This window comes from Ensifer sp. EB106-03-01-XG145 (assembly GCF_058792075.1).
This window is the reverse complement of record NZ_JBYTEC010000001.1, coordinates 1,361,910-1,386,239: the sequence shown is the minus strand read 5'-3', so window position 1 is coordinate 1,386,239 and position 24,330 is coordinate 1,361,910. Positions and strand designations below refer to the sequence as shown.

Here is a 24,330-nt window from a genome sequence, read left to right as displayed (position 1 = left end):
CACCCATTGCAGATTGCAGATGCGATGCAATCTTGCATGAGTTGCATCGCCACCTCTCATCGTTATTTTGGGTGAACCCTCTTGACCCCGCACGAATCCCTGTCCATTTCGGGGCATCGATACCAGGCGACACACGGCGCTGACAGCGCTGACGCCCGAACCAGAACCGGTTGTCTCAGAAAATGACGATGAATGTTGTAGTGGTGGAGTCGCCTTCCAAGGCAAAGACGATCAACAAGTACCTCGGGCCTAACTACAAGGTGCTGGCTTCGTTTGGCCATGTGCGCGATCTGCCGGCGAAGGACGGTTCGGTCCGTCCGGATGAAGACTTCGAAATGTCCTGGGAGGTCGATGGCGCCTCGGCCAAGCGCATGAAGGACATTGCCGACGCGGTAAAGTCCGCTGACGGCCTCATTCTCGCAACCGACCCGGATCGCGAAGGCGAAGCCATTTCCTGGCACGTGCTCGACCTCTTGAAGAAAAAGAAGGTGCTCGGCGACAAGCCGGTGAAGCGCGTCGCCTTCAACGCCATCACGAAGAAGGCCGTACTCGAGGCAATCGCCCATCCGCGCGACATCGACATCTCGCTGGTCGACGCCTATCTGGCGCGCCGCGCGCTCGACTATCTCGTCGGCTTCAACCTGTCGCCGGTCCTCTGGCGCAAGCTGCCGGGCGCCCGCTCGGCCGGCCGCGTGCAGTCCGTTACGCTGCGCCTTGTCTGCGACCGCGAATCCGAGATCGAGCGCTTCGTCTCCGAGGAATACTGGAACATCTCCGCGCTGCTGAAGACCCCGCGCGGCGACGAGTTCGAGGCCCGCCTCGTCTCGGCCGATGGCAAGCGCCTCGCGCCAAGGGCTGTCGGCAACGGCGAAGAGGCCAACCGGCTGAAGACCTTGCTCGACGGTGCCGCCTATGTCGTCGACAGCATCGAGGCGAAGCCGGTCAAGCGTAACCCCTCGCCACCCTTCACCACGTCGACGCTGCAGCAGGCTGCGTCCTCCAAGCTCGGCTTCTCCGCTTCGCGGACCATGCAGGTCGCGCAGAAGCTCTACGAAGGCGTCGACATCGGCGGCGAGACGGTCGGTCTGATCACCTATATGCGTACCGACGGCGTGCAGATGGCGCCGGAAGCGGTCGAGGCCTCGCGCAAGGCGATCGCCAGCCAGTTCGGCGACCGCTACCTGCCGGAAAAGCCGCGTTTCTATTCGACCAAGGCGAAGAACGCCCAGGAAGCGCACGAAGCCATCCGCCCGACCGACTTCAACCGGACGCCGGACCAGGTACGCCGCTTCCTCGACGGTGACATGCTGCGCCTCTACGATCTGGTCTGGAAGCGTGGCATCGCGAGCCAGATGGCATCCGCCGAGATCGAACGCACGACCGCGGAAATCACTGCCGACAACGGCGGCCAGAAGGCGGGCCTGCGCGCCACCGGCTCCGTCATCCGCTTCGACGGCTTCATCGCCGCCTATACGGATGCCAAGGAAGACGGCGAGCAGACGGATGATGGCGAGGAGGATGGCCGCCTGCCGGAGATCAACGCGCGCGAGAACCTCGCCAAGCAGAAGATCAACGCCTCGCAGCACTTCACCGAGCCGCCGCCGCGCTACTCGGAAGCGAGCCTGATCAAAAAGATGGAAGAGCTCGGCATCGGCCGCCCGTCCACCTACGCTGCGACGGTCACGACCCTGCTTGACCGCGACTACATCACCAACGACAAGCGCAAGCTCATACCCCAGGCCAAGGGCCGTCTGGTGACGGCGTTCCTGGAAAGCTTCTTCACCCGCTATGTCGGCTACGATTTCACGGCGTCGCTCGAAGAAAAGCTCGACCAGGTCTCGGCCGGCGAGGTCAACTGGAAGGATGTTCTTCGCGACTTCTGGAAGGATTTCTTTGCACAGATCGAGGAAACAAAGGAGCTGCGCGTTACCAACGTGCTCGATGCGCTGAACGAAGAACTGGCGCCGCTGGTCTTCCCGAAGCGCGAGGACGGCGGTGATCCACGCATCTGCCAGGTCTGCGGCACCGGCAAGCTGTCGCTGAAGCTTGGCAAATATGGCGCCTTCGTCGGCTGCTCGAACTATCCGGAGTGCAACTTCACCCGCCAGCTTTCCTCCGACAGCAACGGCGACCAGGAAGCGGCGGTCTCGAACGAACCGCAGGCACTTGGCAAGGACCCGCACACCGGCGAGGAAATCACGCTGCGCAGCGGCCGTTTCGGACCCTATGTCCAGCGCGGTGACGGCAAGGAAGCGAAGCGCTCGAGCCTGCCGAAGGGCTGGACACCATCAACGATCGACCATGAGAAGGCGGTCGCGCTGCTGTCGCTGCCGCGCGATATCGGCGCCCATCCCGAAAGCGGCAAGATGATCTCTACGGGCCTCGGTCGCTATGGACCGTTCGTGCTGCACGACGGAACCTATGCCAATCTCGAATCGATCGAAGACGTCTTCTCGATCGGCCTCAACCGTGCCGTCTCCGTGCTTGCAGACAAGCAATCGAAGGCCGGTTCCGGCCGCGGCCGTACCGCCACCGCCTCGCTCAAGGAACTTGGCGACCACCCGGACGGCGGCTCCATCACCGTTCGTGACGGACGTTACGGTCCCTATGTAAACTGGGGCAAGGTCAACGCTACCCTGCCCAAGGGCAAGGATCCGCAGTCGGTAACGGTCGAGGAGGCACTCGTGCTGATTTCGGAGCGTGCCGCCAAGGGTGGAACGACCAAGGGCAAGCCCGTGAAGGCCAAGACGACCAAGGCGGCGGCAAAGTCCGAGGACGGCGCAGCCAAGCCGACCAAGGCCAAGGCACCTGCCAAGAGCAAAACGAAGACGGCCGCCAAGGCCAAGAAGGGCTGACCTTGACCAGAATACCGCGCGATCCGACCGAACAGTCCGGCAGAAGAGCCATGGGCAAGAAGCCTGCTCGCGCGGCCAAGGGAGGACCGGCTCCGGCAAGCGAGCCCATCATCCACGGTGCGGTTCCGCCGCGTGACGTGCTGATGCGTTTCATTGCCGAAAACCCGGACCGCGCCTCCAAGCGCGAGATCGCCAAGGCCTTCGGGCTCAAGGGCGATACCCGTGTCGAGCTCAAGGCGCTGCTGAAGTCGCTGGAAGTGGACGGCCTCGTCGAAAAGAAGCGCAAGTCGCTGGTGCGTCCCGGCGCCCTACCCCCGGTGACCGTGCTCGACATCACCATCCGCGACGTCGACGGTGAACTGATCGGCCGTCCCGCCGAGTGGCTGGACGACGACGGCGTTGCGCCGGCGGTGCTGATCAAGCAGTCTGCTGTCGGCAAGGCCAAGGGCAAGGTACCTGTCGGCGGCCTCGGCGATCGGGTGCTCGCCAAGATCTTCCCCGCAAGGGAGCGTGGCGGTCCTGCCTATACTGCGCGCATCATCAAGGTGCTGGACAAGCGCAAGGACGCCGTGCTCGGTGTCTTCCGCGCCACACCAGGCGGCGGCGGCCGACTGATGCCGATCGAAAAGCGCGGCGAAGAAGTGCTGGTCGACCCTGAATTCACCGGCAACGCGCAGGATGGTGATCTCGTCGAAGCGCAGCTCTCGCGCCTCGGCCGCTACGGTCTGCCGCGCGCGCAGGTGCAAAACGTCATCGGCTCCGTGGCTTCGGAGAAGGCAATCTCGATGATTGCCATCCACGCGCATGGCATCCCCCACATCTTCCCCGAGCGTGTGATCGAAGAGGCGAACGCCGCCGGTCCCGCCACGATGGCGCATCGCGAGGATTGGCGCTCGCTGCCGCTGATCACCATCGACCCGGCCGACGCCAAGGATCACGACGATGCGGTTTATGCCGAACCCGACCCGTCCGAGGACAATCCCGGCGGCGTCATAGTCACGGTCGCAATCGCCGACGTCTCCTATTACGTGCGTCCGAAATCCGCGCTGGACCTCGAAGCGCTGAAGCGCGGCAACTCGGTCTATTTCCCCGACCGGGTGGTACCGATGCTGCCCGAACGGATTTCGAACGACCTCTGCTCGCTGAAGGAAGGCGTCGATCGTCCGGCGCTTGCCGTGCGCATGCGCTTCTCCAAGGAAGGCCGCAAGGCCGGTCACACCTTCCACCGCATCATGATGAAGAGTGCTGCCAAGCTCTCCTACCAGCAGGCACAGGCGGCGATCGACGGCAACCCGGATGACAAGACCGGGCCGATCCTCGACGCGATCCTGAAGCCGCTCTGGGAGGCCTATCGCATCCTCACGCGCGGGCGCGACCGGCGCCAGCCGCTCGAACTCAACATGCCCGAGCGCAAGATCATCCTGAAGCCCGACGGCACGGTCGATCGCGTTTTCGTGCCGGAACGCCTGGACGCCCACAAGCTGATCGAAGAGATGATGATCCAGGCAAACGTCGCGGCCGCCGAGACGCTGGAGCAGAAGCGCCAGGTGCTGATCTATCGCGTGCACGACCAGCCGTCGCTCGCCAAGCAGGAAAGCCTCCGCGAGTTCCTGGCGACGCTCGACATCTCGCTCGTCAAGGGCGGCAACATGCGCTCGAACCATTTCAACGGCGTTCTCGCCAAGGCCGAGGGAAAACCCTTCGAGACGATGGTCAACGAGATGGTGCTGCGGTCGCAGAGCCAGGCGATCTACAGCCCCGAGAATATCGGGCACTTCGGCCTGAACCTTTTGAAGTACGCACATTTCACCTCGCCGATCCGGCGCTATGCCGACCTGATCGTGCACCGGGCGCTGGTTGCCTCTCTCGGTCTGGGCGAAGGCGGACTGACGCCGCAGGAAGAGGGCGTGCTCGACGACATCGCCGCCGAGATCTCGACCTTCGAGCGTCGCGCCATGGCGGCGGAGCGCGACACCGTCGACCGGCTGATCGCACACCATCTGAATGGCCGTGTCGGCGAGGAATTCGAAGGCCGCGTCTCCGGCGTCACCAAGGCGGGACTCTTTGTCACCCTGCCGGCCTATGGCGCCGATGGCTTCGTTCCGATATCTACGCTCGGACGCGACTACTTCATCTATGATGAGGCGCATCAGGCGCTTTCCGGCGAAAAGACCGGGCTCGGCTATCGCCTCGGCGATCCCGTGCGCGTCAAGCTCGTCGAAGCTGTGCCGCTTGCGGGTGCGCTCAGGTTCGAGATGCAAAGCGAGGGGCGCAAGATGCCGACGGCAACGCGCTCCTTCCACAAGTCCGGCCGGCGCGATCGCACCGGAGCACGTAAGACGCCGGGAACGCGGCCGCCGCGAGGCAGGCGTTAGAACTCCCGTAAGGCAGAGGAATAGGCATGAAAGCAGCGGCGGGCGAAACACTTCAACTGGGCGGTAGCGAAAGCGATAAGCGCTCCGTTGGCCTTTCGATGAAGCGCGGCTTTCTCGGCCGTTGCCCGGCCTGTGGCAGCGGCAAGCTGTTTCGCAGCTACGTCAAGTCCGTCGATGCCTGCGCCGCCTGCGGCGAACGCATGGACCATCACCGCGCCGATGACTTCCCGCCCTATATCGTCGTGACGATCGTCGGCCACGTCGTGCTCGCGGGCTACATGATGACCGATCTCATCCTGCCGCTGACAACGTGGCAGCATCTGGCGATCTGGGCACCGATCACCGTGATCAGTTCGCTGGCGCTGCTGCAGCCGATCAAGGGTGCCGTCATCGGCCTGCAATGGGCGCTCAGGATGCACGGTTTCGGCGGCCACGAAGACGCACCGGAAGATGTCCTGCCGCCGCGAGACGACAGGGCATGACGTCTGCGCGGGGCCTGGGCGGCGAGGTCGAACGCCAACGTTCCGCAGCCGTCAGGCCACGCGATGCGGCCTCCGTCATGCTGCTCGACCGCCAAGGGGGACGCGTGCGCGTCCTGATGGGCAAACGGCACAGCGCCCATGTCTTCATGCCGGATCTCTATGTCTTCCCCGGTGGGCGACGCGATGCCGGCGATCACCGCATCGGCTTCGGCTCCGACCTGCACCCTTCCGTCCTGCATGCGCTGAAGGCGGCCGGCACGCGCGAGCTGACGGATGCACGCGCACGCGCGCTCGCCCTTGCCGCACTGCGCGAACTTTACGAAGAGGCCGGCATCGCCGTCGGGCAACCGGCTCCCTCTGCCACAGCGCCGGTTCCATTTCTTCCCGATCTTGCAAAGTTGCGCTATATGGCTCGGGCCATTACCCCTCCGGGCCACGCGCGGCGGTTCGATACGCGCTTCTTCGCATTGTTTGCGGACGAGGCCAAAATCGATCCGACACGCTTCCTGGACAGCCGGGAGCTTCAGGATTTGCAGTGGATCGATGTGAACGATTCTCCGTCTCTACGGATACCCGACATCACCGCCATCATACTTGCTGACCTCAGAAGCAGTCTCGACACCGATCCGTCGCTCCCCTGCGAACGAGAGGTGCCACTTTATGCCGCGCGCCGTGGGCGCCTCGTCCGCACGTTGCTCTAAGGACCCTCGTCGCATGTCACAGCCGTCGCCCGGTACAGTTGCACCGGTTGAGGAAATTCACTGGCGGTCGCTGATCGCCGCCGTTGCAGCGATCAGTGCGGTCGGCATTGCAATTGGTCTCGGTCTGCCGCTCCTGTCGATCATCATGGAGAAGCGCGGAATCTCCTCGACGCTGATCGGCTTGAACTCCGCCATGGCTGGCGTGGCATCGATGGTTGCCGCCCCGTTCACGACCAAGTTCGCTCATAGACACGGCGTCGCGCCGACAATGCTGTGGGCCGTCCTGATCGCAGCAACGAGTTCGTTCGGCTTTTACTACATTACCAACTTCTGGCTCTGGTTCCCGCTGCGGATCGTTTTCCATGGGGCGATCACCGTCCTCTTCATTCTCTCCGAGTTCTGGATCAACGCCACGGCGCCGCCGGCAAAGCGCGGCTTCGTACTCGGCATCTATGGCACGTTCCTGTCGCTGGGCTTCCTGACCGGGCCGCTGTTGTTTTCAATCCTCGGCAGTGAAGGCATCCTTCCTTTCATGGTTGGCGCCGGCGTCATCCTGCTTGCCTCGGTGCCGATATTCCTCGCACGCGACGAAAGCCCCGTCATCGACGAGAAGCCGGAGCGGCATTTCCTGCGCTACGTCTTCCTCGTGCCCACCGCAACCGCCGCCGTGTTCATCTTCGGCGCGGTCGAATCAGGCGGTCTTTCGCTGTTCCTCATCTTCGGCACGAGAGCCGGTTTCAGCGAATCGCAGGCGGCCCTCCTGCTGACGGTCATGGGGGTCGGAAATTTCATCTTCCAGATCCCGGTCGGCATGTTGTCCGACCGCGTCAAAGACCGGCGCACCCTGCTCTCGGCCATGACTGTTATCGGCCTTGTTGGCGCGCTGTTCCTGCCGCTTCTGGTCGAAAGCTGGTTCCTGATGGCGATCGTGTTGCTGTTCTGGGGCGGCTGCGTCTCCGGGCTCTACACGGTCGGCCTCAGCCACCTTGGCTCGCGGCTGCAGGGCGCCGATCTTGCCGCCGCCAACGCCGCTTTCGTGTTCTCCTATGCCGTCGGCACCGTTGCGGGGCCGCAGGCCATCGGTGCTTCAATGGATGCCACCGGCAACAATGGCTTTGCCTGGGCGATCGCCGGATTTTTCGGCCTCTATGTCGCGCTTTCGGTGGTCAGGATCGTTTTGAATCCAAAACGGCCTTGACTTTTCGGCCGCGATTTGTAGTTTCGCGCCAACCTTGCCCGTGGCCCGCAACCGGTTGTCCACGGCTTTCATTGTTACAAAGGCAGGACGACCATGGCAAAAGCCACCACCATCAAGATCAAGCTGCTTTCGACAGCCGACACGGGTTTCTTCTACGTCACGACCAAGAACAGCCGTACGATGACGGAAAAGATGACCAAGACCAAGTACGACCCGGTCGTCAAGAAGCACGTCGAGTTCAAGGAAACCAAGATCAAGTAAGATCGACCGTTTCTCGGGGATTTAGGGCGCCGACCGCAAGGTCAGGCGCCCTTTCCTTTTGGACGTCCGGGAAATGGCACGCAAGGCACCGCTGGCCTCGCTGACAGGTCAAAGGATGCTTGAAAGACATGCCGACTCGGCGCCCCCTCGCCCGGAACCGAGAAAGCAAAAAACGCCGCCCCAAGATGGGACGGCGCTTCGGAAAAGGGGGTCGGCTGGCGTCTGACTGCGGCACGAGGATTCCGCAGAAGTCAAAAGCCAACCGACCGACCCCACGACCCAGGAGATGCGGCGGACCTGAGCATCATGGGGTAAGCAAAATGTTGGTAGGCGATGCCTACTTGTTCATCAGCATCACCTGAAAATGGAAAAAAATCAACGAATTCTTAATGCGCGAAGCGGTGCCGCTAAGCGCATGGTTAATTCTGTATCAGAGTAAGACAGGCACGCGCATGGGCGCCGCGGCTACCCAAACTCCCCGGTAGCATCGGCTGTGGCGAGAATACAACTTTAAATGCGACCCGCAAGAGGTGCCCCAAGAAAATCACTGGGTCGCGGAGCGCCCGGATTGGACGGACAAACGCTCAGGCGGCCGCCGCCACCACGCGGTTGCGGCCCTCGTGCTTGGCCTGGTAGAGCGCCGTATCCGCGCGCTTCAGCAGAGCCTCGGCCGTGTCAGCACCCGGCCTGAGCGTCGCTATTCCCATCGACGCCGTTACCTTCAAAACGCCATCCGCCTGCGGAACCGGGAACGGCAGGCTTTCGATAATCATGCGCAAGCGCTCGGCGACGCCCGCCGCCATTTCAGCCGACGTATCCGGCATCACGACGACGAATTCCTCTCCGCCGAAGCGGCAGGCAAGATCGGCCCCGCGCACGGTGGTGCGAATGCGGTTGGCGAACTCCCGCAGCACTTCGTCGCCGGCATCATGGCCGTAGGTATCGTTGACCTGTTTGAAACGGTCGATGTCGGTCATGCAGATGGAGAGCGGCCGGCCGCGCGCCGCAGCCCGGTCCATCAACAGTTTCAGGTGGGTGTCGAAATAGCGGCGGTTGTGCAAGCCTGTCAGGCCATCGGTGACGGCAAGTTCGATGGTCTGCTGCACGCTCGAGCGCAGCCTGTCATTGCAATGCTTGCGCCGGATCTGGGTCATGGAGCGGGCAATCAGTTCATTGGGATCAACCGGCCGCATCAGATAATCGGTCACGCCGAGATCGAGCGCACGCACCACCATCTCGTCGCTGCCCTGCTCCGCGATCAAGAGGATCGGGATGAAGCGCGTCCGCTCCAGCGAGCGCAACTGCGAACACAGCCGCAGGGGATCGTAGTCGTCGAAATTCGCATTGACGATGACCAGGTCGAAGTTGTTCTCGGCCGCTTCGAAGAGCGCCGCCTGCGGATCGGAAATCACCGAAACATCGGCGATCGGCTTGAGGGCGCGTTGCAGCCGCTCCTGTGACGAGCCACGGCCATCGACGAGCAGAACATTGCCCGGCTCGTCCGGACGATCCGCACCGCCGACGTCTTCGAGGCCGATGGTCTGCGCCGTCTGGGCGCGCAGGCGCAATTCATCGCTGACATTCTTCAACCGCACCAGGCTCTTCACGCGCGACATTAGCTGGAGATCGTTGACGGGCTTGGTCAGGAAGTCGTCGGCGCCGGCCTTCAGGCCGCGCACGCGATCCGACGGCTGGTCGAGCGCCGTCACCATGACGACGGGAATATGCGCCGTGCGCGGATTGGCCTTCAGACGTTCGCAGACCTCGAAGCCATCGAGGCCGGGCATCATAACGTCGAGAAGCACGAGATCGATGGGCGTCTTCTCGCAAAGCGCCAGCGCCGAATAGCCGTCATTGGCCGTCAGTACATCGAAATACTCGGCGAGCAGCCGGGCTTCGAGCAACTTCACATTGGCCGGAACATCATCAACGACAAGAATACGCGCAGTCATATCAATTTTCCCGCCGCTCAGGCATCGCCCAGGTAGGTTTTGATCGTTTCTATGAACTTCGGTACGGAAATCGGCTTGGAAACATAGGCTTCGCATCCACCCTGGCGGATCCGTTCCTCGTCGCCCTTCATCGCAAATGCGGTGACCGCAATGACCGGAATGACGTGAAGCTCGTCATCTTCCTTCAGCCATTTCGTCACTTCCAGACCGGATACTTCCGGCAACTGGATGTCCATGAGAATGAGATCGGGCCGGTGCTTGCGCGCGAGCTCGAGCGCCTCCATGCCGTTGCGCGTCTGGATCGTCGCGTAGCCGGAAGCCTCAATCAGGTCGCGGAACAGTTTCATGTTCAGCTCGTTGTCTTCAACAATCATTACCTGTTTGGGCATGTCGATCCCTTGCTGTCCATCATCGTCTTGCAAGTCTCCTCAGGACATTTAACTTGCAGAGCCGACGACTCGACCCATTTCCTCAACTTCAGAGATAGGCCTATTTGGTTGAAAAATAGGTAACTCCGCACGTAAAAACCATACGGGGACGAAGCATTGAAGAGCGCTGACGAAATCGCCATCGACATCCTTGCCTGGCTCGCGGGCGAGCCTGAGCTTCTGTCCCGTTTTCTGGCACTGACGGGCACCGATCCAACGGCGTTGCGCAATGCCATTGCCGAACCCGGCTTCATGGGCGGTCTCATCGCCTTTCTCATGGACCACGAGCCGACGCTGATGGCATTCTGCCAGGCAACCGGCACGGCACCGCAAGATGTCGTGCGCGCCCATGCGGCGCTTTCTGACCATTCGGGTTTTGAGGATTGAGCGTGCCAGGCACGTCCACAAGCGACCGCATTCAGCTTCGAGAGCGCCCGCTGATCGTCAGTGACGTCGATGAAGTCGTGCTCGAATTCATCAATCCCTTCAAAGCCTTTCTCGATAGCTGCGGCCACGTGCTGCTGCCCCGATCGTTCCGCCTGACCGGCAACATCATCGATCGCGCGAACGAACAACCGCTGGCGGAGGCGGAGGTCAAAGCCCTGCTTGATTCCTTCTACGGGACGCAGGATCGCTGGCAGACGCCGGCTGCACAGGTCGTCGAGACCTTGGCTGCTCTGTCGGAGGAGGCGGACATCGTTTTCCTGACGGCCATGCCGCCGCATCACGCCGCGATCCGCCGTGCCTTGCTGGACCGGCTTGGCCTTCCCTATCCGCTGCTTGCCTCCGAGGAACCGAAGGGACCGATCGTCCAAAATTTGCACGGCGGACGCCCGGTTCCGCTGGTCTTCGTGGATGACATTCTTCGCAACCTGCAGTCGGTCCAGCATCACACGCCGTCCTGCCTGCTGATCAACCTGATGGTTAACGCGGAGTTTCGCGCGCTTGCACCAAAGCCGGACGCCGGCATCCGCGCTGTGGCCGACTGGCCGGAAGCGGCGGCCACCATCCGCGCGCATTTCGAGGGCTAGTTCAGCGCCGGTTCCCATCAGTGCAAATCCAATCGCATCAGCGGTCTACCATCCTTGCGGCGCGCCACGATGTCGAATCCTGCAGCCTCGAAGACCGTCGTCGCGCCGACCCAAAGGGCGACTGACTTGGACTGTTTGGCACGATCGATCGGACAAGCATCGAGATAGCGCGCGCCGCCCGCCCTGGCGTGGTCGATCGCGGCGCGCACGATTTGATGGCTCAAGCCCCTGCCCCGCAGCTTCGACTGCATGAACAGACAGCTCAGCGCCCAGATCGTCGGATCGGTCGCCTCACGGTCCTCCAGCGGTCGCGCGACCGTGCGCGGCGAATTGAACTGCGGAACATCCTGGCGCGGACCAACCTGAACCCAGGCCACCGGCGTTCCCTCGAAATAGCCGAGGATACCGGGCGACGGCGCGGTATCGATACGAGCCTTGATAAAGGCCTTGCGCTCCCTTGCCGGCATCGCCGTTCGAACGGAATGCGGCAGGCGCAACGCGGTGCACCAGCAACCGCCATAGGCACCGTTCGGCCCAAAAAGCTGCTCGAAATCCGCCCAACTATCTGCCGTGACAGGTGAGAACTGGAGTGTGATTTCCAACAGAGCCTCCCTTGAGACTCACTAGCGTAGAGCGTAAGGTCGCGATGTTCAATATTTGTTCCTGATATGCCCGACAGCGCTGCTCAATCTCCAGGCTTCTGCCGCGACTGCCTCAAGGAACAGGCCGCTAGCGCGCGGCGCTGCACGGCCTGCGGCAGTCCGCGCCTGCTGCGCCATAGCGAGCTCTACGATCTGACCTTGGCGCATATCGATTGCGACGCGTTCTACGCGTCGATCGAGAAACGCGACGATCCGGAGCTTGCCGACAAGCCGGTGATCATCGGCGGCGGCAAGCGCGGCGTGGTGTCCACAGCCTGCTACATCGCCCGCATTCACGGCGTACGCTCGGCAATGCCGATGTTCAAGGCGCTGGAGGCCTGCCCGCAGGCCGTGGTCATCAAACCCAACATGGAGAAATATGCGCGCGTCGGCCGCGAGGTCCGCACGCTGATGCAGGAGTTGACGCCGCTGGTGCAGCCACTGTCGATCGACGAAGCATTTCTTGAGCTCAGAGGCACCGAGCGACTGCATCACGATCCGCCGGCCCGCACCCTCGCGCGCTTCGCCCGCCGTGTCGAGCAGGAGATCGGCATCACCGTTTCGGTTGGCCTCTCCTATTGCAAGTTCCTCGCCAAGGTGGCTTCCGATCTGCAAAAGCCGCGCGGCTTTTCCGTCATCGGTCAGGCCGAGGCGCTGGAGTTCCTGAGGGAAAAGCCGGTCACTCTGATCTGGGGCGTCGGCAAGGCCTTCGCCGCCACCCTGGAACGCGATGGCGTGCGCACGATCGGGCAATTGCAGACCATGGAGGAAGCCGACCTGATGCGCCGCTATGGCACCATGGGGCAGCGGCTCTATCGCCTGTCGCGCGGGCTCGACGAGAGGGCGGTCGAAATCGACGGCGAGGCGAAGAGCGTTTCCGCGGAGACGACGTTCAATGACGACATCGCACGCTACGACGACCTGGTCACGCACCTTAGGCGCCTGAGCGAGCAGGTGGCCCACCGGCTGCGAAAGTCCGAACTCGCGGGCCAGACCGTCGTTCTGAAGCTCAAAACCACCGACTTCAAGCTTCGCACCCGCAACCGGCGGCTCGACAGCCCCACCCGGCTTGCCGACCGCATTTTCCGCACCGGGCTTCAGCTTTTGGAGAAAGAGGCGGATGGCACGAAGTATCGCCTGATCGGGATTGGCGTCAGCGATCTATCCGCCCCGGATCTGGCCGACCCTCCGGACCTTGTCGATCCGGCGGCAACCCGCCGGGCAGCGGCCGAAGACGCCATGAACAAGCTGCGCGACAAGTTCGGTAAGGAGAGCGTCGAGACCGGCTATACCTTCGGTACCCGCAAACGCGATCACTGAACTTAGATACACGGCGATCACGCAACCTTGATGTGGCCCACACACGGACTGGATGAATTCCTTAAAGATTGCCGGCTAGGCTCGTTCGCCAAGTCACGTGTTGGGTTGAGTGTATGGTATCGCGTTTCGCTCTCACCGCCAGCTTCGTCGCTCTGCTTTTGTCGCCGGCCACCGGCTTTGCAGGCAGTCGCGGGCCGCTGCAAATCATTGTCTCGAAAGACCAGCAATCGCTCGTCGTCTATGACGGCGATGCCGTGATTGCGACGTCACCGGTGTCGACCGGCAAGCCCGGCCATGCGACGCCGACCGGAATCTTCTCTATCCTGGAAAAGCGACGCCATCATAAGTCGAACATCTATTCGAACGCGCCGATGCCGTTCATGCAGCGGCTCACCTGGTCGGGTATTGCACTGCACGGCTCCAACCACGTGCCCGACTACCCCGCCTCGCATGGCTGCGTGCGCCTGCCGAGTGCTTTCGCCGCCTCGCTCTACAAGATGACCGAGCGCGGCGTGCATGTGCTGATCTCGGACCGGCAGATATCGCCCGCAGAGGTTAAAAGCGCCCTCCTCTTCCGTCCGGTTCCGGTAAATATCCAGCCGCCGCTTTCCGATGTTCCGCTCAGACCGGCGATCAGCCAGGCCGGAGATACGCCGGTGGAAGTGGCGATGAGAGAGCCGACCGGCGGTGCCGGCACGTCCAGATCGATGGAAGAACCGATCCGCATCCTGATCACGCGCAGCGACGCGCGCGACACCATGCGCGAGGTTCAAACCTCGTTGGAATTCCTCGGATACGCGCCCGGCTCGATCGACGGCCATGCGGGCACGGCAACCATTGCGGCGCTCCGCGCCTTCCAGACGGGCGAAGGTCTCGAGAGTGATGGCAAGCTGACGCCGGAACTGACCGACAAGCTCCTGCGTAAGGCCGGCCGAACGCCGCCGCAGAACGGCAAGATCCTCGTACGGCAAGGTTTCAAGCCGCTTTTCGAAGCCGGCCTCACCATCGACAAACCGGAAGAGGCCCTTGGGACGCATTTCCTCCAGTTCCGGCACAATGAAGAAGAAGGCGCCGAAGGCAAATGGTTCGGCGTCTCGCTTGAAAACCACCTGCCCGCCTCGATGAAGAAGCGGCTCGGCATTTCCATTGAGGCCGACCCCTTCGCTTATAACGGCATACAGCGCACGCTGGCGCGAATGACGATATCCGACGACGTTCGCAAGCGGGTTGAAGGACTGCTGGCTGAGGGCTCGTCGCTCTCGATCGCCGACACGGAAAGCGGGCTGGAGACTGGCCAGGGCACCGATTTCATCACCGTCACCCGATCGCGTCCCGGTGACTGATCCCCAGCAACCGCAGGAAAGCACAATGTGCGCTTTCTGTCCCAGCTGCCCACCCTCAAGGTGATCGGTGCGATTTCTTCGCTTCGAACGAAACGGAGAAGTCCGCCGATCAAACCAACTCGACGTCGACCACGCCCGGCGCGGAGCGCAGCGCCGCAGCGATCTCCGGCGAGATCCGGAACTTTTCGCTCAGTTCCACCTCGATCTCGCGCTGACCGTTGTCCTTGATGACGACGAAGGAGACGAGACCGTCGCCCCTGGTGTTGAGGTGCGAGGCGATCGATTTCAGCGGGCCGGAATCGCGCACATAGACGCGCAGCGCCTTCTGCAGTTGCAGCGATTCTTCCTCGAGCGAGCGCAGGGTCTGGATGCGCAGCCCGATGCCTTCCGGCCGCTCCTCGGCGGCAACCGTCATGACCAACGATTTGCCCGGCTCCAAGAGGTCGCGATACTGGTGCAGCATTTCGGAGAACAGCACGGCCTCGAATTGGCCCGAGGAGTCCGAGAAGGCGACGATTCCCATCTTGTTGCCGGTGCGCGTCTTGCGCTCCTGCTTCGAGGTCACCGTGCCGGCAAGCCGGCCGGCGGTTGCCCCCTTCTTCACCGCGCCGGCGAAATCGCCGAAGGTCTGCACGCGCATCTTGGCGAGCAGCGCATTGTAGGTGTCGAGCGGATGGGCGGAAAGGTAGAAACCCAGCACCTGGAATTCGCGGTGCAGCTTTTCCGAAGCGAGCCAAGGCGTGTAGGTCGGGAGCGCAATACGCTCCGGCCCGGTTGCCGCCCCCGCCCCGAACATGTCGCTCTGGCCGCTCGTCTTGTTCTCCTGTGCACGCTGGGCGAAGCCGAGGATGCGGTCGAGCCCGCCGACCAGTTCCGCACGGTCATAGCCGAAGCATTCGAACGCGCCGGCAGCGATCAGGCTTTCGAAGACGCGACGGTTGAGAAGCTTGGGGTCGATCCTGAGGCAGAAATCCTCAAGGCTCGCGAAGGTCCGGTCGCCGCGCACTTCGACGATATGCTCAACCGCGGATTCGCCCACGCCCTTGATTGCGGCAAGCGAATAATAGATGCGGTTTTCGCCCGTCTGGAAATGTCGGAATGAGGACTGCACCGACGGTGCAATCACCTCGATGCCCAGGCGCTTCGCGTCCTGGCGGAAGTCGTTGACCTTTTCCGTATTGGACATGTCGAGCGTCATCGACGCCGCCAGGAACTCCACCGGATAGTGCGCTTTCATATAGGCGGTCTGGTAGGAGACGATGGCGTAGGCCGCTGCGTGCGACTTGTTGAAGCCGTAGTTGGCGAACTTGGCGAGCAAGTCGAAAATCAGGTCCGCCTGCGGCTTCGACACCTCGTTCTTCACGGCGCCGTCGACGAAGCGGGCGCGCTGCTTGTCCATCTCCTCCTTGATCTTCTTACCCATGGCGCGGCGCAGAAGATCGGCCTCGCCGAGCGAGTAGCCCGAGAGCACCTGGGCGATCTGCATCACCTGCTCCTGGTAGACGATAACGCCCTGCGTTTCCTTGAGCAGATGATCGATCTTCGGATGGATCGATTCGACCTCTTCCTCGCCATGCTTGCGGGCATTGTAGACCGGAATGTTCTCCATCGGGCCTGGGCGATAGAGCGCCACCAGCGCGATGATGTCCTCGATGCAGTCGGGCCGCATGCCGATCAGCGCCTTGCGCATGCCGGCGCTTTCCACCTGGAACACGCCAACCGTTTCGCCGCGCGACAGCATCTCATAGGTCTTCGGGTCGTCGAGCGGGATGCTCGCCAGATCAACCTCGATGCCGCGCTGCTTCACGAAATCGACCGCGACCTTCAATACGGTCAGGGTCTTCAGGCCGAGGAAGTCGAACTTGACGAGGCCCGCCTGCTCCACCCATTTCATGTTGAACTGGGTGACCGGCATGTCGGAGCGCGGATCGCGATACATCGGCACGAGCTGAGACAGCGGACGGTCGCCGATCACGATACCGGCGGCGTGGGTCGAGGCGTGGCGATAGAGGCCTTCGATCTTCTGGGCGATGTCGAGAAGCCGCGCGACGACTGGCTCCTTCTCGGCTTCCTCCTGCAGGCGTGGCTCTTCCTCGATCGCCTTGGAGAGCGGCGTCGGATTGGCCGGGTTGTTCGGCACCAGCTTGCAGATCTTGTCGACCTGGCCATAGGGCATTTCGAGCACGCGGCCGACGTCGCGCAGTGCGGCACGCGCCTGCAGCGAACCGAAGGTGATGATCTGCGCCACCTGCTCGCGACCATACTTGCGCTGCACGTAGCGGATCACCTCTTCGCGCCGGTCCTGGCAGAAGTCGATGTCGAAGTCGGGCATCGAGACGCGCTCGGGATTGAGGAAGCGCTCGAACAGCAGCGAGAAGCGCATCGGATCGACGTCGGTGATCGTCAGCGCATAGGCAACGAGCGACCCTGCACCCGAACCACGGCCCGGCCCAACGGGAATATCGTGCTGCTTCGCCCATTTGATGAAGTCGGCAACGATCAGGAAGTAGCCGGGGAACTTCATGCGCTCGATAACGCCGAGTTCGAAGGCCAGGCGCTCGCGATACTCCTCTTCGCTATAGCCGGGCGCCATGCCGAGCCTGGCGAGACGCTCTTCGAGCCCCTCCTCCGCCTGGCGGCGCAGTTCGTCCGCCTCGGCGCGCTCCGCCTCTTCCGGATCTGCGGTGGCGCCGGTAAAGCGCGGCAGGATCGGTCCGCGGGTCTTCAGCATGAAAGAGCAGCGCCGTGCGATCTCGACAGTGTTTTCCAGCGCCTCCGGCAGATCGGCAAAAAGCGCAGCCATCTCCTTGCGGCTCTTGAGGTAGTGGTCCGGCGTCAGGCGGAAGCGGCTGTCGTCCGAAACCATCGCGTTGTGCGCGACCGCCATCAGGGCGTCATGGGCGTCATAGTCGGACGGTGACGGAAAGAAGGCTTCGTTGGTGGCAACCAGCGGAATGTCGAACTTGTATGCAAGGTCGATAATCCGGCTCTCATGGCGGCGGTCAAATCCGCCGTGCCGCTGCAGCTCGATATAGAGCCGGTCGCCGAAGAGATCATGCAGCGCCTCGAGACGCGCTTCGGCCAGTGCCGTCGAACCCGCCTTCAGGGCCAGGTCCACCGGGCCGCCCGACGCACCGGTCAGCGCGATCAATCCGTCCGTACCGTTTTCGGCAAGCCAGGAGCGCGTGATCCGAGTCGCCTGGCTGCCCTCGCCGCTGAGATAGGCACGGCTCACCAGATCCACGAGCCGGGTGTAACCATCATCGGTCGCGGCGATCAGGACGATCGCGGGCAGCTTCGCGAGATGTTGCGCGTGGCCGCGCCGTTCGCCATCCGCCTCGTCTTCCATGTCGATGGAAAGCTGGCAGCCGGTAATCGGTTGCAGTCCGTCGTCGGCTGCTTTCTGCGAAAACTCGAGCGCGGCAAAGAGATTGTTGGTGTCGGCGATCCCGATCGCCGGCTGATTATCGGCAACCGCCTTGCCGATGACCTTCTTCAGCGGCAGCGCGCCTTCGAGCAGGGAGAAGGCCGAGTGGACGCGCAGATGCACAAACTGCGGGTCCGAACCAAGCGCCTCGCTCGATGCTGCTTTGCCGTCGTCTGCCATTATTCGCACCCTGATTCCTGTCTGGTCGGCAGGATATCCCGTTTATCACCCGACATGTCCAGTTTCACCTGACACGTCGTCCCCCTTATTCAATCCAGGGGGCGCATTTCGGGAGGTGCTTGAGAGGAAATATCGACGCTCCTCAGAGGCCGAGCGCGATGAAAGAGATGCTTGCGATGAACAGGCTCATCGAAGCGAAGGCGGCGAGGTCACGAACAAAATCAGTCATAACATGGCTCCTTTTCCGTTATGTTTTTATTTTGTTCTATTTTTGTTCACGCGTCAAGCCAAGCACAGACGTTCTGTTGACGATGGTTAACACGGCAGTCGAATGCAGGTTAACTGCCAGGAAGCCGCTTGAGGAAGGCGCCGCGCCCGCATATCAAGAGGAACAACCAAGCGGAGCGTTCCGACATGCATGCACGCCTGATTCTGCCATTGCTGTTTCTGGTTCCGGCCGTCGCCTCCGCGGCCGAAACGATCGACCCTACCCGCATCGTCTCCGCGGCGACCGGCGACTGGAACAAGGACGGTGACGCGGACCTCGCCCTGATCGTGCGCCCCGCAGATGGAAGCGACGATGACAACGGTGTCTATCTCTATCTGACCGGTGAGAATGGCGCTCTTGAGCTGAAGGCGGCGATCCCGAACAAGATTTGGGGCGACTTTGACTTTGCGGGACAGGCGCCGTGGGTCGAGGCGCTGCCGAGCGGTTCTTTGCTCATCTCCAGCCACAACGATTCCATCGGACGTGACCGCTGGGAACAGAAACTGACGGTCGCCTACCGCAATTTCGAGTTCGTGGTCGCCGGCTATACCTACTCATCCTACGATACACTCGATCTAGACAACACATTGAAGTGCGACCTCAACGTTCTGACAGGCAAGGGCAAATCCAACGATAAGGCCATAGCCACCAAGGGCGAACTCGTCCTGCTCAAGGACTGGAACGACGATCGCGGCCAGAAGGCTTGCGGCGTTCAGTAATCAGGTGATTGTTCTCTATTTGTTCTTTACAACCAACACGGACCACGGCATCCTCGGCCAGAACATATGAGGAACCCACATGGCCGCGCTCGAACAACTGAAGGACTTTATCGTCGAAGCCAAATCGAAAACCTTTGTCGGCGGCGGCGTGCCGCGGCCTTCCTCTCGCCAAGGCTCCCATGACATCGGCTACGAAACGGGCAGTTGGCGCTATCTCGACAGCTATTACGGCGGAACCGATTTTGCAGGACAGGAAACGGTCTGGCAGGATGGCGAACCGCGCTGGGCGATGAACTACTTCGGCCGGATTATGCGCCCCGAGCTCATAACTGGAGAGAAGGCAGGTCTGGTCATCAAGGCTGCGCTACAGGCGATGTATCGTGAGAAGCGGCACTTCCTCGGCGGTATGGAGTTTCGGCATGCACATGGCTACTACATCGATAGCAGCCGCGGCGACACCGAACATTTTTCCGGCCGCGAGGTCATCTTCGTCGATGGCGAGGAAGCTTACGAACTCGACTATCGTGGCGGGCTGATCCGGCGTTAAAAGCGGCGCCAGAAGACGCGTACGCCGCGCCCAGGGCGGCGTGGGACGTGAACTGTGAGACGTTTCTTCCGCGCTGGCCAAAGACAGTGAGCGGCAACGGCGCTGGGCGATCAATGCGCCCGCTCGGCCGGTGCCATCAGTTCATCTCGACGACTTTGCCGTCCTCGATCGTCACGCGCCGATCCATCAGCCCCGCGAGTTCATGATTGTGCGTGGCGATCAGGGCCGCGAGACCCGACTGGCGCGCGAGCGCCTCAAGCGCTTCAAAGACATAGCCGGCGGTTTCCGGATCGAGATTGCCTGTCGGCTCGTCCGCAAGAAGCACGAGCGGCGCGTTGGCGACGGCGCGCGCGATCGCGACGCGCTGCTGCTCGCCGCCGGAGAGCTCCGTCGGGCGATGATCGGCACGGTGACCGATGCGCATGTAGTCGAGCAGCGCCCTTGCCCTATCGGCGGCCTCAGCCTTGGGCAAGCCGGCGATCAGCTGTGGCATCATGATGTTCTCAAGTGCCGAGAACTCGGGAAGCAGATGGTGAAACTGGTAGACGAAGCCGATCTCGTTGCGGCGGATCGCCGTGCGCCGATCGTCGTTGAGGCCACCACAGGAGACGCCGTTGACCAGCACTTCGCCGCCATCCGGGCGCTCCAGCAGGCCGGCGACATGCAGAAGCGTCGACTTGCCGGTTCCCGAAGGCGCAACCAGCGCAACCGTCTCGCCACTTCTCAGGGTAAAATCCGCACCCTTGAGGATGGACAGGAACGTTTCGCCTTCCCCGTAGTGTCGCTCGACGCCGGAAAGCTGCAGTGCCACGCGCGCATTCATTCAGTTGATGTCCTTGTCATTCGTAACGCAGGGCCTGCACCGGATCGAGGCGCGAAGCACGCCAGGCCGGGAAGATTGTGGCGAGGAAAGAAAGGGTGAGTGCCATGACGATGACGAGCGCGGTCTCATCGGCATTCATGTCGGCCGGAAGCTGGCTCAGGAAATAGAGCTCTGGGCTGAAAAGTGTGGTTCCAGAGATCCAGGAGAAGAACTGCCGAATGGATTCGATGTTGAGGCAGACGACGACGCCGAGCGCCACGCCGGCGACCGTTCCCGCCGCGCCGATCGCGGCACCCGTCATGAAGAAGATACGCATCACCGAGCCGGAGGTCGCGCCCATCGTTCTGAGGATCGCGATGTCGCTGCCCTTGTCCTTCACCAGCATGATCAGGCCGGAAATGATGTTCAGCGCGGCGACGAGCACGATCAGCGTCAGGATCATGAACATGACGTTGCGCTCGACTTCGAGCGCCGAGAAGAAGGTCTTGTTGCGGTCGCGCCAGTCAGTAATGAAGATCTGTCGGCCCGCGGCATCCTCGATCGGCTGGCGCAGTTCGTCGACGACATCAGGATGCTCGACGAAGATCTCGATCGACTGCGCAAGCCCCTCCGCGTTGAAAAAGAGCTGCGCCTCTTCAAGCGGCATGAAGATGATCGTCGAGTCGTATTCCGACATGCCGATCTCGTAGATCGCCGAGACGGTGTAGGCTTTGACGCGCGGATTCATGCCAAGCGGCGTTACGTCGCCATTGGGCGAGGTCAGCGTGATCGTTCCGCCGACGCGGATGCCGAGTTGCTCGGCCATGCGCGAACCGATCGCGACACCGGAGCCGGAGGCAAAGCCGACCATGTCGCCGGACTGGATATGGTCGGAAACCGACTTCATCTTGCCGAGATCGTCGGCGCGGATGCCGCGCACTAGCGCTCCAGTGGAACTATCGCCGATGCCTTGCGCCAGAACCTGGCCCTCGACCAACGGGATTGCCATGGTGACGCCCTTGACGCCCGAGAACTTGGTCGCCAGCTCCGCATAGTTGTTGAGTGGCCCGTCGATCGGCTGCACGATCATGTGACCGTTGATGCCGAGAATGCGGGAAATGAGCTCGGTGCGGAACCCGTTCATCACGGCCATGACAATGATTAGCGTCGCAACGCCGAGCATGATGCCGATGAAGGAGAAGCCGGCGATAACCGAAATGAAGGCTTCCTTGCGCCTGGAACGCAGGTAGCGCCACGCCACCATGCGCTCAAAGGCGGAAAAGGGACGGCTGGAGGACTTTTCAGGCTGCGTTGCGGCCTGCACCTGATCTTCAGTCACGGCGGTCATCCTGCCTTCCCTCGCCTCTTCACTTCGTTGCGATCAGCTTGTTGATCGCAGCTTCGACGGTCATGGTCTCGCGCTCGCCGGTCTTGCGATCCTTGACCTCGACTTCGCCGTTGGCGATCGAACGCGGGCCGACGATGATCTGGACCGGGACACCGATCAGGTCCGCAGTCGCGAACTTTGCACCGGCGCGGTCGTCCGTGTCGTCGAGCAGTGCGTCGAATCCCGCCTTGCCGAGTTCGGAGTAGAGCGTCTCGCAGGCGCCGTCGCAAGCGGCATCGCCCGCTTTCATGTTGATGATGACGCCATCGAACGGCGAGATCGACTTCGGCCAGATGACGCCGTTGTCGTCATGCGACGCTTCGATGATCGCCGGCACGAGGCGGGTCGGGCCGATGCCGTAGGAGCCCATGTGCACGGCATGCTCCTTGCCGTCGGGGCCGAGAACCTTGGCGCCCATGGCTTCGGAATACTTGGTGCCAAAGTAGAAGATGTGGCCGACCTCAATGCCGCGGGCCGACAGGCGGTCGCCTTCGGCAACCGCATTGAAGGCGGCCTCGTCGTGCATTTCCGATGTTGCGGCGTAACGCGAGGTCCACTTGTCGAAGATCGCCTTCAGGCCGGCGACGTCCTCGAAGTTGGTTTCTTCGCCCGGAATATCGAAGCCGAGGAAGTCCTTGTGGCAGTAGACTTCAGATTCGCCGGTGTCGGCGAGGATGATGAATTCGTGGCTGAGGTTACCGCCGATCGGGCCGGTGTCGGCACGCATCGGAATGGCGCGAAGACCCATGCGCGCAAACGTGCGCAAGTAGGCCGCGAACATGCGGTTATAGGCGTGTTCTGCCCCCTCGCGATCGAGATCGAAGGAATAGGCGTCCTTCATCAGGAACTCGCGCGAACGCATGGTGCCGAAGCGCGGACGGATCTCGTCGCGGAACTTCAGCTGGATATGGTAGAGGTTGAGCGGCAGGTCACGATAGGACTTCACGTAGGACCGGAAGACGTCCGTGATCATTTCCTCGTTCGTCGGGCCGTAAAGCATCGGCCGGTCCTGGCGATCCTTGATGCGCAGCATCTCCTTGCCATAGGCGTCGTAGCGGCCGCTTTCCTGCCAGAGCTCTGCGGACTGCAGCGTCGGCATCAAGAGTTCGATTGCGCCTGAGCGGTTCTGCTCTTCGCGGATGATCGCATTGACCTTGTCGAGAACCCGCTTGCCCAGTGGCAGCCAGGTATAGATGCCCGAGGACTGCTGCCGGATCATGCCGGTACGGAGCATGAGGCGGTGGGAAACGATTTCCGCTTCCTTAGGATTTTCCTTCAGGATGGGCATGAAAAAGCGGGACAGGCGCATGACGGGTTCCAGAACTTGATGAACGTCGCACTATCGGCGGATTCGGGCGAAATGACGTTGAGCTCGGGTGCCTTCTTCGCCGGTAGACTGGCAAGGGCGACCGTTGCTTCTCGGGGTCGAGCTCTCCATTATCCATCGCCGGCAAAGCCAACGTGAACCTTTATGAGCCTTGCGTTCATAGCTGCTTCGCAGGCGGAAGAAAACCCTACTCTCAGGCCATCGCCGGAAAGATCGGAGCCACTGATTTTGAGGGGAAAAGACCGGAAAAGCCTGCGTCAAAGAGCACGCTAGTAACAAGATTACGACAGGAGTTGTCAACGGGAATATTTTACCCAACTGTAGCAAAAATGCAAAAAAACAGGATGACACAGCTTAATGTTTGGGCTAATTTCGGCTCACAAAACAGGCATGAAGACTAAATTCTTGCCGACTTTCGCGGTCAAGTCTTGGGAGGATAAGATCTTAGGCGCGCCTCGTCGCTGCCGCCGGAAACGGATTAGGATCACGCGAAACTTGAAAAACAAGGCTTTTAGCCTTGTTTTTTTTTGCTTTTCTCGACTCCGTCGCGAGCACGAAGCAGGTGTAGAAATTGAACTATGTCAATTCGGCGGCGGTCAATCCTGCAATTGCGCTGGTTCCACCCACAGCATCGCGCGCGGCGTCATCATGACGCAGAAATCCAGCACTCGGCATCCTGAAAACTCTCCGATTGCCTTGCGGTTCGGCTCAGCCCATCCGCCTTGCCGAAATTCTCAATAGAATTTCGGGTAAAACCGCGGAATAGAATCGATCCCGTAGCCAAGTTTGACGGAGACGATATACCAGGCGAGTTGGATGACAGCCGCGATGGCCGTGGTCAAAAGCACGACCCGTTTCGCATTGAACTTGGCCGGCGCGCTTTCGACGCTTCCCGGGACGACGCTGTTTTCTTCCGCTTGCGTGCGCACTCCCAAGGGAAGAACGGCAAACAGCGTGATCCACCAAATGATGAAGTAAATAGCAAAAGTTGAAAACAGTGGCATTTCCGGCTCCCGGTGAAGGCGATCGACGCAACGACCGCAGGCCGTTTCGCCGCGACTTCCGCGACATTCTGTCCGCCTTATA

The 24,330-nt window shown here is 61.7% G+C and carries 20 protein-coding genes; 12 read left to right on the top strand and 8 right to left on the bottom strand.

Annotated features, from left to right (window positions below; all coding sequences use genetic code 11):
- The first annotated feature begins 188 nt into the window (after positions 1–188).
- From topA to rpmG, 6 genes are all read left to right on the top strand, one after another.
- Positions 189–2,855: a type I DNA topoisomerase gene (topA, locus tag AC3WWH_RS06700; protein ID WP_058321480.1), complete on the top strand. Its 2,667-nt coding sequence runs from the start codon at positions 189–191 to the stop codon at positions 2,853–2,855.
- Between the two features lie 2 nt (positions 2,856–2,857).
- Positions 2,858–5,230 carry a ribonuclease R gene (rnr, locus tag AC3WWH_RS06695; protein WP_058321481.1) on the top strand — a complete coding sequence of 791 codons (2,373 nt, stop codon included), beginning with the start codon at positions 2,858–2,860 and terminating at the stop codon, positions 5,228–5,230.
- 26 nt (positions 5,231–5,256) lie between these two features.
- Entirely contained in the window at positions 5,257–5,712 is a 456-nt protein-coding gene (locus tag AC3WWH_RS06690) for a DUF983 domain-containing protein (protein ID WP_057252287.1), read from the top strand.
- Positions 5,709–6,413 carry an NUDIX hydrolase gene (locus AC3WWH_RS06685; RefSeq protein ID WP_057252288.1) on the top strand — a complete coding sequence of 235 codons (705 nt, stop codon included), beginning with the start codon at positions 5,709–5,711 and terminating at the stop codon, positions 6,411–6,413. Before AC3WWH_RS06690 ends, AC3WWH_RS06685 begins: the two co-directional genes overlap by 4 nt.
- A gap of 13 nt (positions 6,414–6,426) precedes the next feature.
- Entirely contained in the window at positions 6,427–7,611 is a 1,185-nt protein-coding gene (locus AC3WWH_RS06680; RefSeq protein WP_057252289.1) for an MFS transporter, read from the top strand.
- Between the two features lie 93 nt (positions 7,612–7,704).
- Entirely contained in the window at positions 7,705–7,872 is a 168-nt protein-coding gene (rpmG, locus tag AC3WWH_RS06675) for a 50S ribosomal protein L33 (protein ID WP_034795357.1), read from the top strand.
- 584 nt (positions 7,873–8,456) lie between these two features.
- Here rpmG and AC3WWH_RS06670 read toward each other — a convergent pair.
- Both AC3WWH_RS06670 and AC3WWH_RS06665 read right to left on the bottom strand, forming a co-directional pair.
- On the bottom strand, positions 8,457–9,824 hold the full coding sequence (locus tag AC3WWH_RS06670) for a PleD family two-component system response regulator (protein WP_057252290.1): 1,368 nt from the start codon (positions 9,822–9,824) through the stop codon (positions 8,457–8,459).
- A gap of 17 nt (positions 9,825–9,841) precedes the next feature.
- Positions 9,842–10,213, bottom strand: coding sequence for a response regulator (locus tag AC3WWH_RS06665; protein ID WP_003537642.1), 372 nt, complete (start codon positions 10,211–10,213; stop codon positions 9,842–9,844).
- A gap of 156 nt (positions 10,214–10,369) precedes the next feature.
- Between AC3WWH_RS06665 and AC3WWH_RS06660 the strand changes: the two genes are divergently transcribed.
- Entirely contained in the window at positions 10,370–10,639 is a 270-nt protein-coding gene (locus tag AC3WWH_RS06660; RefSeq protein ID WP_058321482.1) for a DUF3572 domain-containing protein, read from the top strand.
- A 2-nt stretch (positions 10,640–10,641) separates the two neighbouring features.
- Positions 10,642–11,283, top strand: coding sequence for a hypothetical protein (locus AC3WWH_RS06655; protein ID WP_110878281.1), 642 nt, complete (start codon positions 10,642–10,644; stop codon positions 11,281–11,283).
- A gap of 17 nt (positions 11,284–11,300) precedes the next feature.
- Here AC3WWH_RS06655 and AC3WWH_RS06650 read toward each other — a convergent pair whose 3' ends face one another.
- Positions 11,301–11,885, bottom strand: coding sequence for a GNAT family N-acetyltransferase (locus AC3WWH_RS06650; protein ID WP_058321484.1), 585 nt, complete (start codon positions 11,883–11,885; stop codon positions 11,301–11,303).
- A 66-nt stretch (positions 11,886–11,951) separates the two neighbouring features.
- On the opposite strand from AC3WWH_RS06650, the gene AC3WWH_RS06645 reads away from it, so the two are divergent.
- Entirely contained in the window at positions 11,952–13,244 is a 1,293-nt protein-coding gene (locus AC3WWH_RS06645; RefSeq protein ID WP_058321485.1) for a DNA polymerase IV, read from the top strand.
- Between the two features lie 113 nt (positions 13,245–13,357).
- On the top strand, positions 13,358–14,587 hold the full coding sequence (locus AC3WWH_RS06640; RefSeq protein WP_058321486.1) for a L,D-transpeptidase family protein: 1,230 nt from the start codon (positions 13,358–13,360) through the stop codon (positions 14,585–14,587).
- A 109-nt stretch (positions 14,588–14,696) separates the two neighbouring features.
- Here the strand turns inward: AC3WWH_RS06640 and dnaE are convergent, their stop codons facing one another.
- A complete protein-coding gene (dnaE, locus tag AC3WWH_RS06635) occupies positions 14,697–18,194 on the bottom strand; it encodes a DNA polymerase III subunit alpha (RefSeq protein ID WP_057252296.1) in 3,498 nt (1,165 codons plus the stop codon).
- Between the two features lie 414 nt (positions 18,195–18,608).
- On the opposite strand from dnaE, the gene AC3WWH_RS06630 reads away from it, so the two are divergent.
- Together AC3WWH_RS06630 and AC3WWH_RS06625 are read left to right on the top strand one after the other, a co-directional pair.
- Positions 18,609–19,181 (top strand): FG-GAP repeat protein, encoded by a 573-nt coding sequence (locus AC3WWH_RS06630; RefSeq protein ID WP_058321534.1) that lies wholly within the window; start codon positions 18,609–18,611, stop codon positions 19,179–19,181.
- A gap of 79 nt (positions 19,182–19,260) precedes the next feature.
- The gene (locus AC3WWH_RS06625) at positions 19,261–19,728 is read left to right on the top strand and encodes a DUF5680 domain-containing protein (RefSeq protein WP_058321487.1); all 468 of its coding nucleotides are present in this window, start codon (positions 19,261–19,263) and stop codon (positions 19,726–19,728) included.
- A 136-nt stretch (positions 19,729–19,864) separates the two neighbouring features.
- Here AC3WWH_RS06625 and AC3WWH_RS06620 read toward each other — a convergent pair whose 3' ends face one another.
- The 4 genes from AC3WWH_RS06620 to AC3WWH_RS06605 form a co-directional block, all read right to left on the bottom strand.
- Positions 19,865–20,551 carry an ABC transporter ATP-binding protein gene (locus AC3WWH_RS06620; RefSeq protein ID WP_057252300.1) on the bottom strand — a complete coding sequence of 229 codons (687 nt, stop codon included), beginning with the start codon at positions 20,549–20,551 and terminating at the stop codon, positions 19,865–19,867.
- Positions 20,552–20,567: 16 nt separating this feature from the next.
- Positions 20,568–21,878 (bottom strand): lipoprotein-releasing ABC transporter permease subunit, encoded by a 1,311-nt coding sequence (locus AC3WWH_RS06615; protein WP_057252301.1) that lies wholly within the window; start codon positions 21,876–21,878, stop codon positions 20,568–20,570.
- A 19-nt stretch (positions 21,879–21,897) separates the two neighbouring features.
- A complete protein-coding gene (gene proS / locus AC3WWH_RS06610) occupies positions 21,898–23,226 on the bottom strand; it encodes a proline--tRNA ligase (RefSeq protein ID WP_058321488.1) in 1,329 nt (442 codons plus the stop codon).
- Between the two features lie 752 nt (positions 23,227–23,978).
- Positions 23,979–24,248: a DUF1467 family protein gene (locus AC3WWH_RS06605; RefSeq protein ID WP_057252306.1), complete on the bottom strand. Its 270-nt coding sequence runs from the start codon at positions 24,246–24,248 to the stop codon at positions 23,979–23,981.
- Positions 24,249–24,330 lie beyond the last annotated feature (82 nt).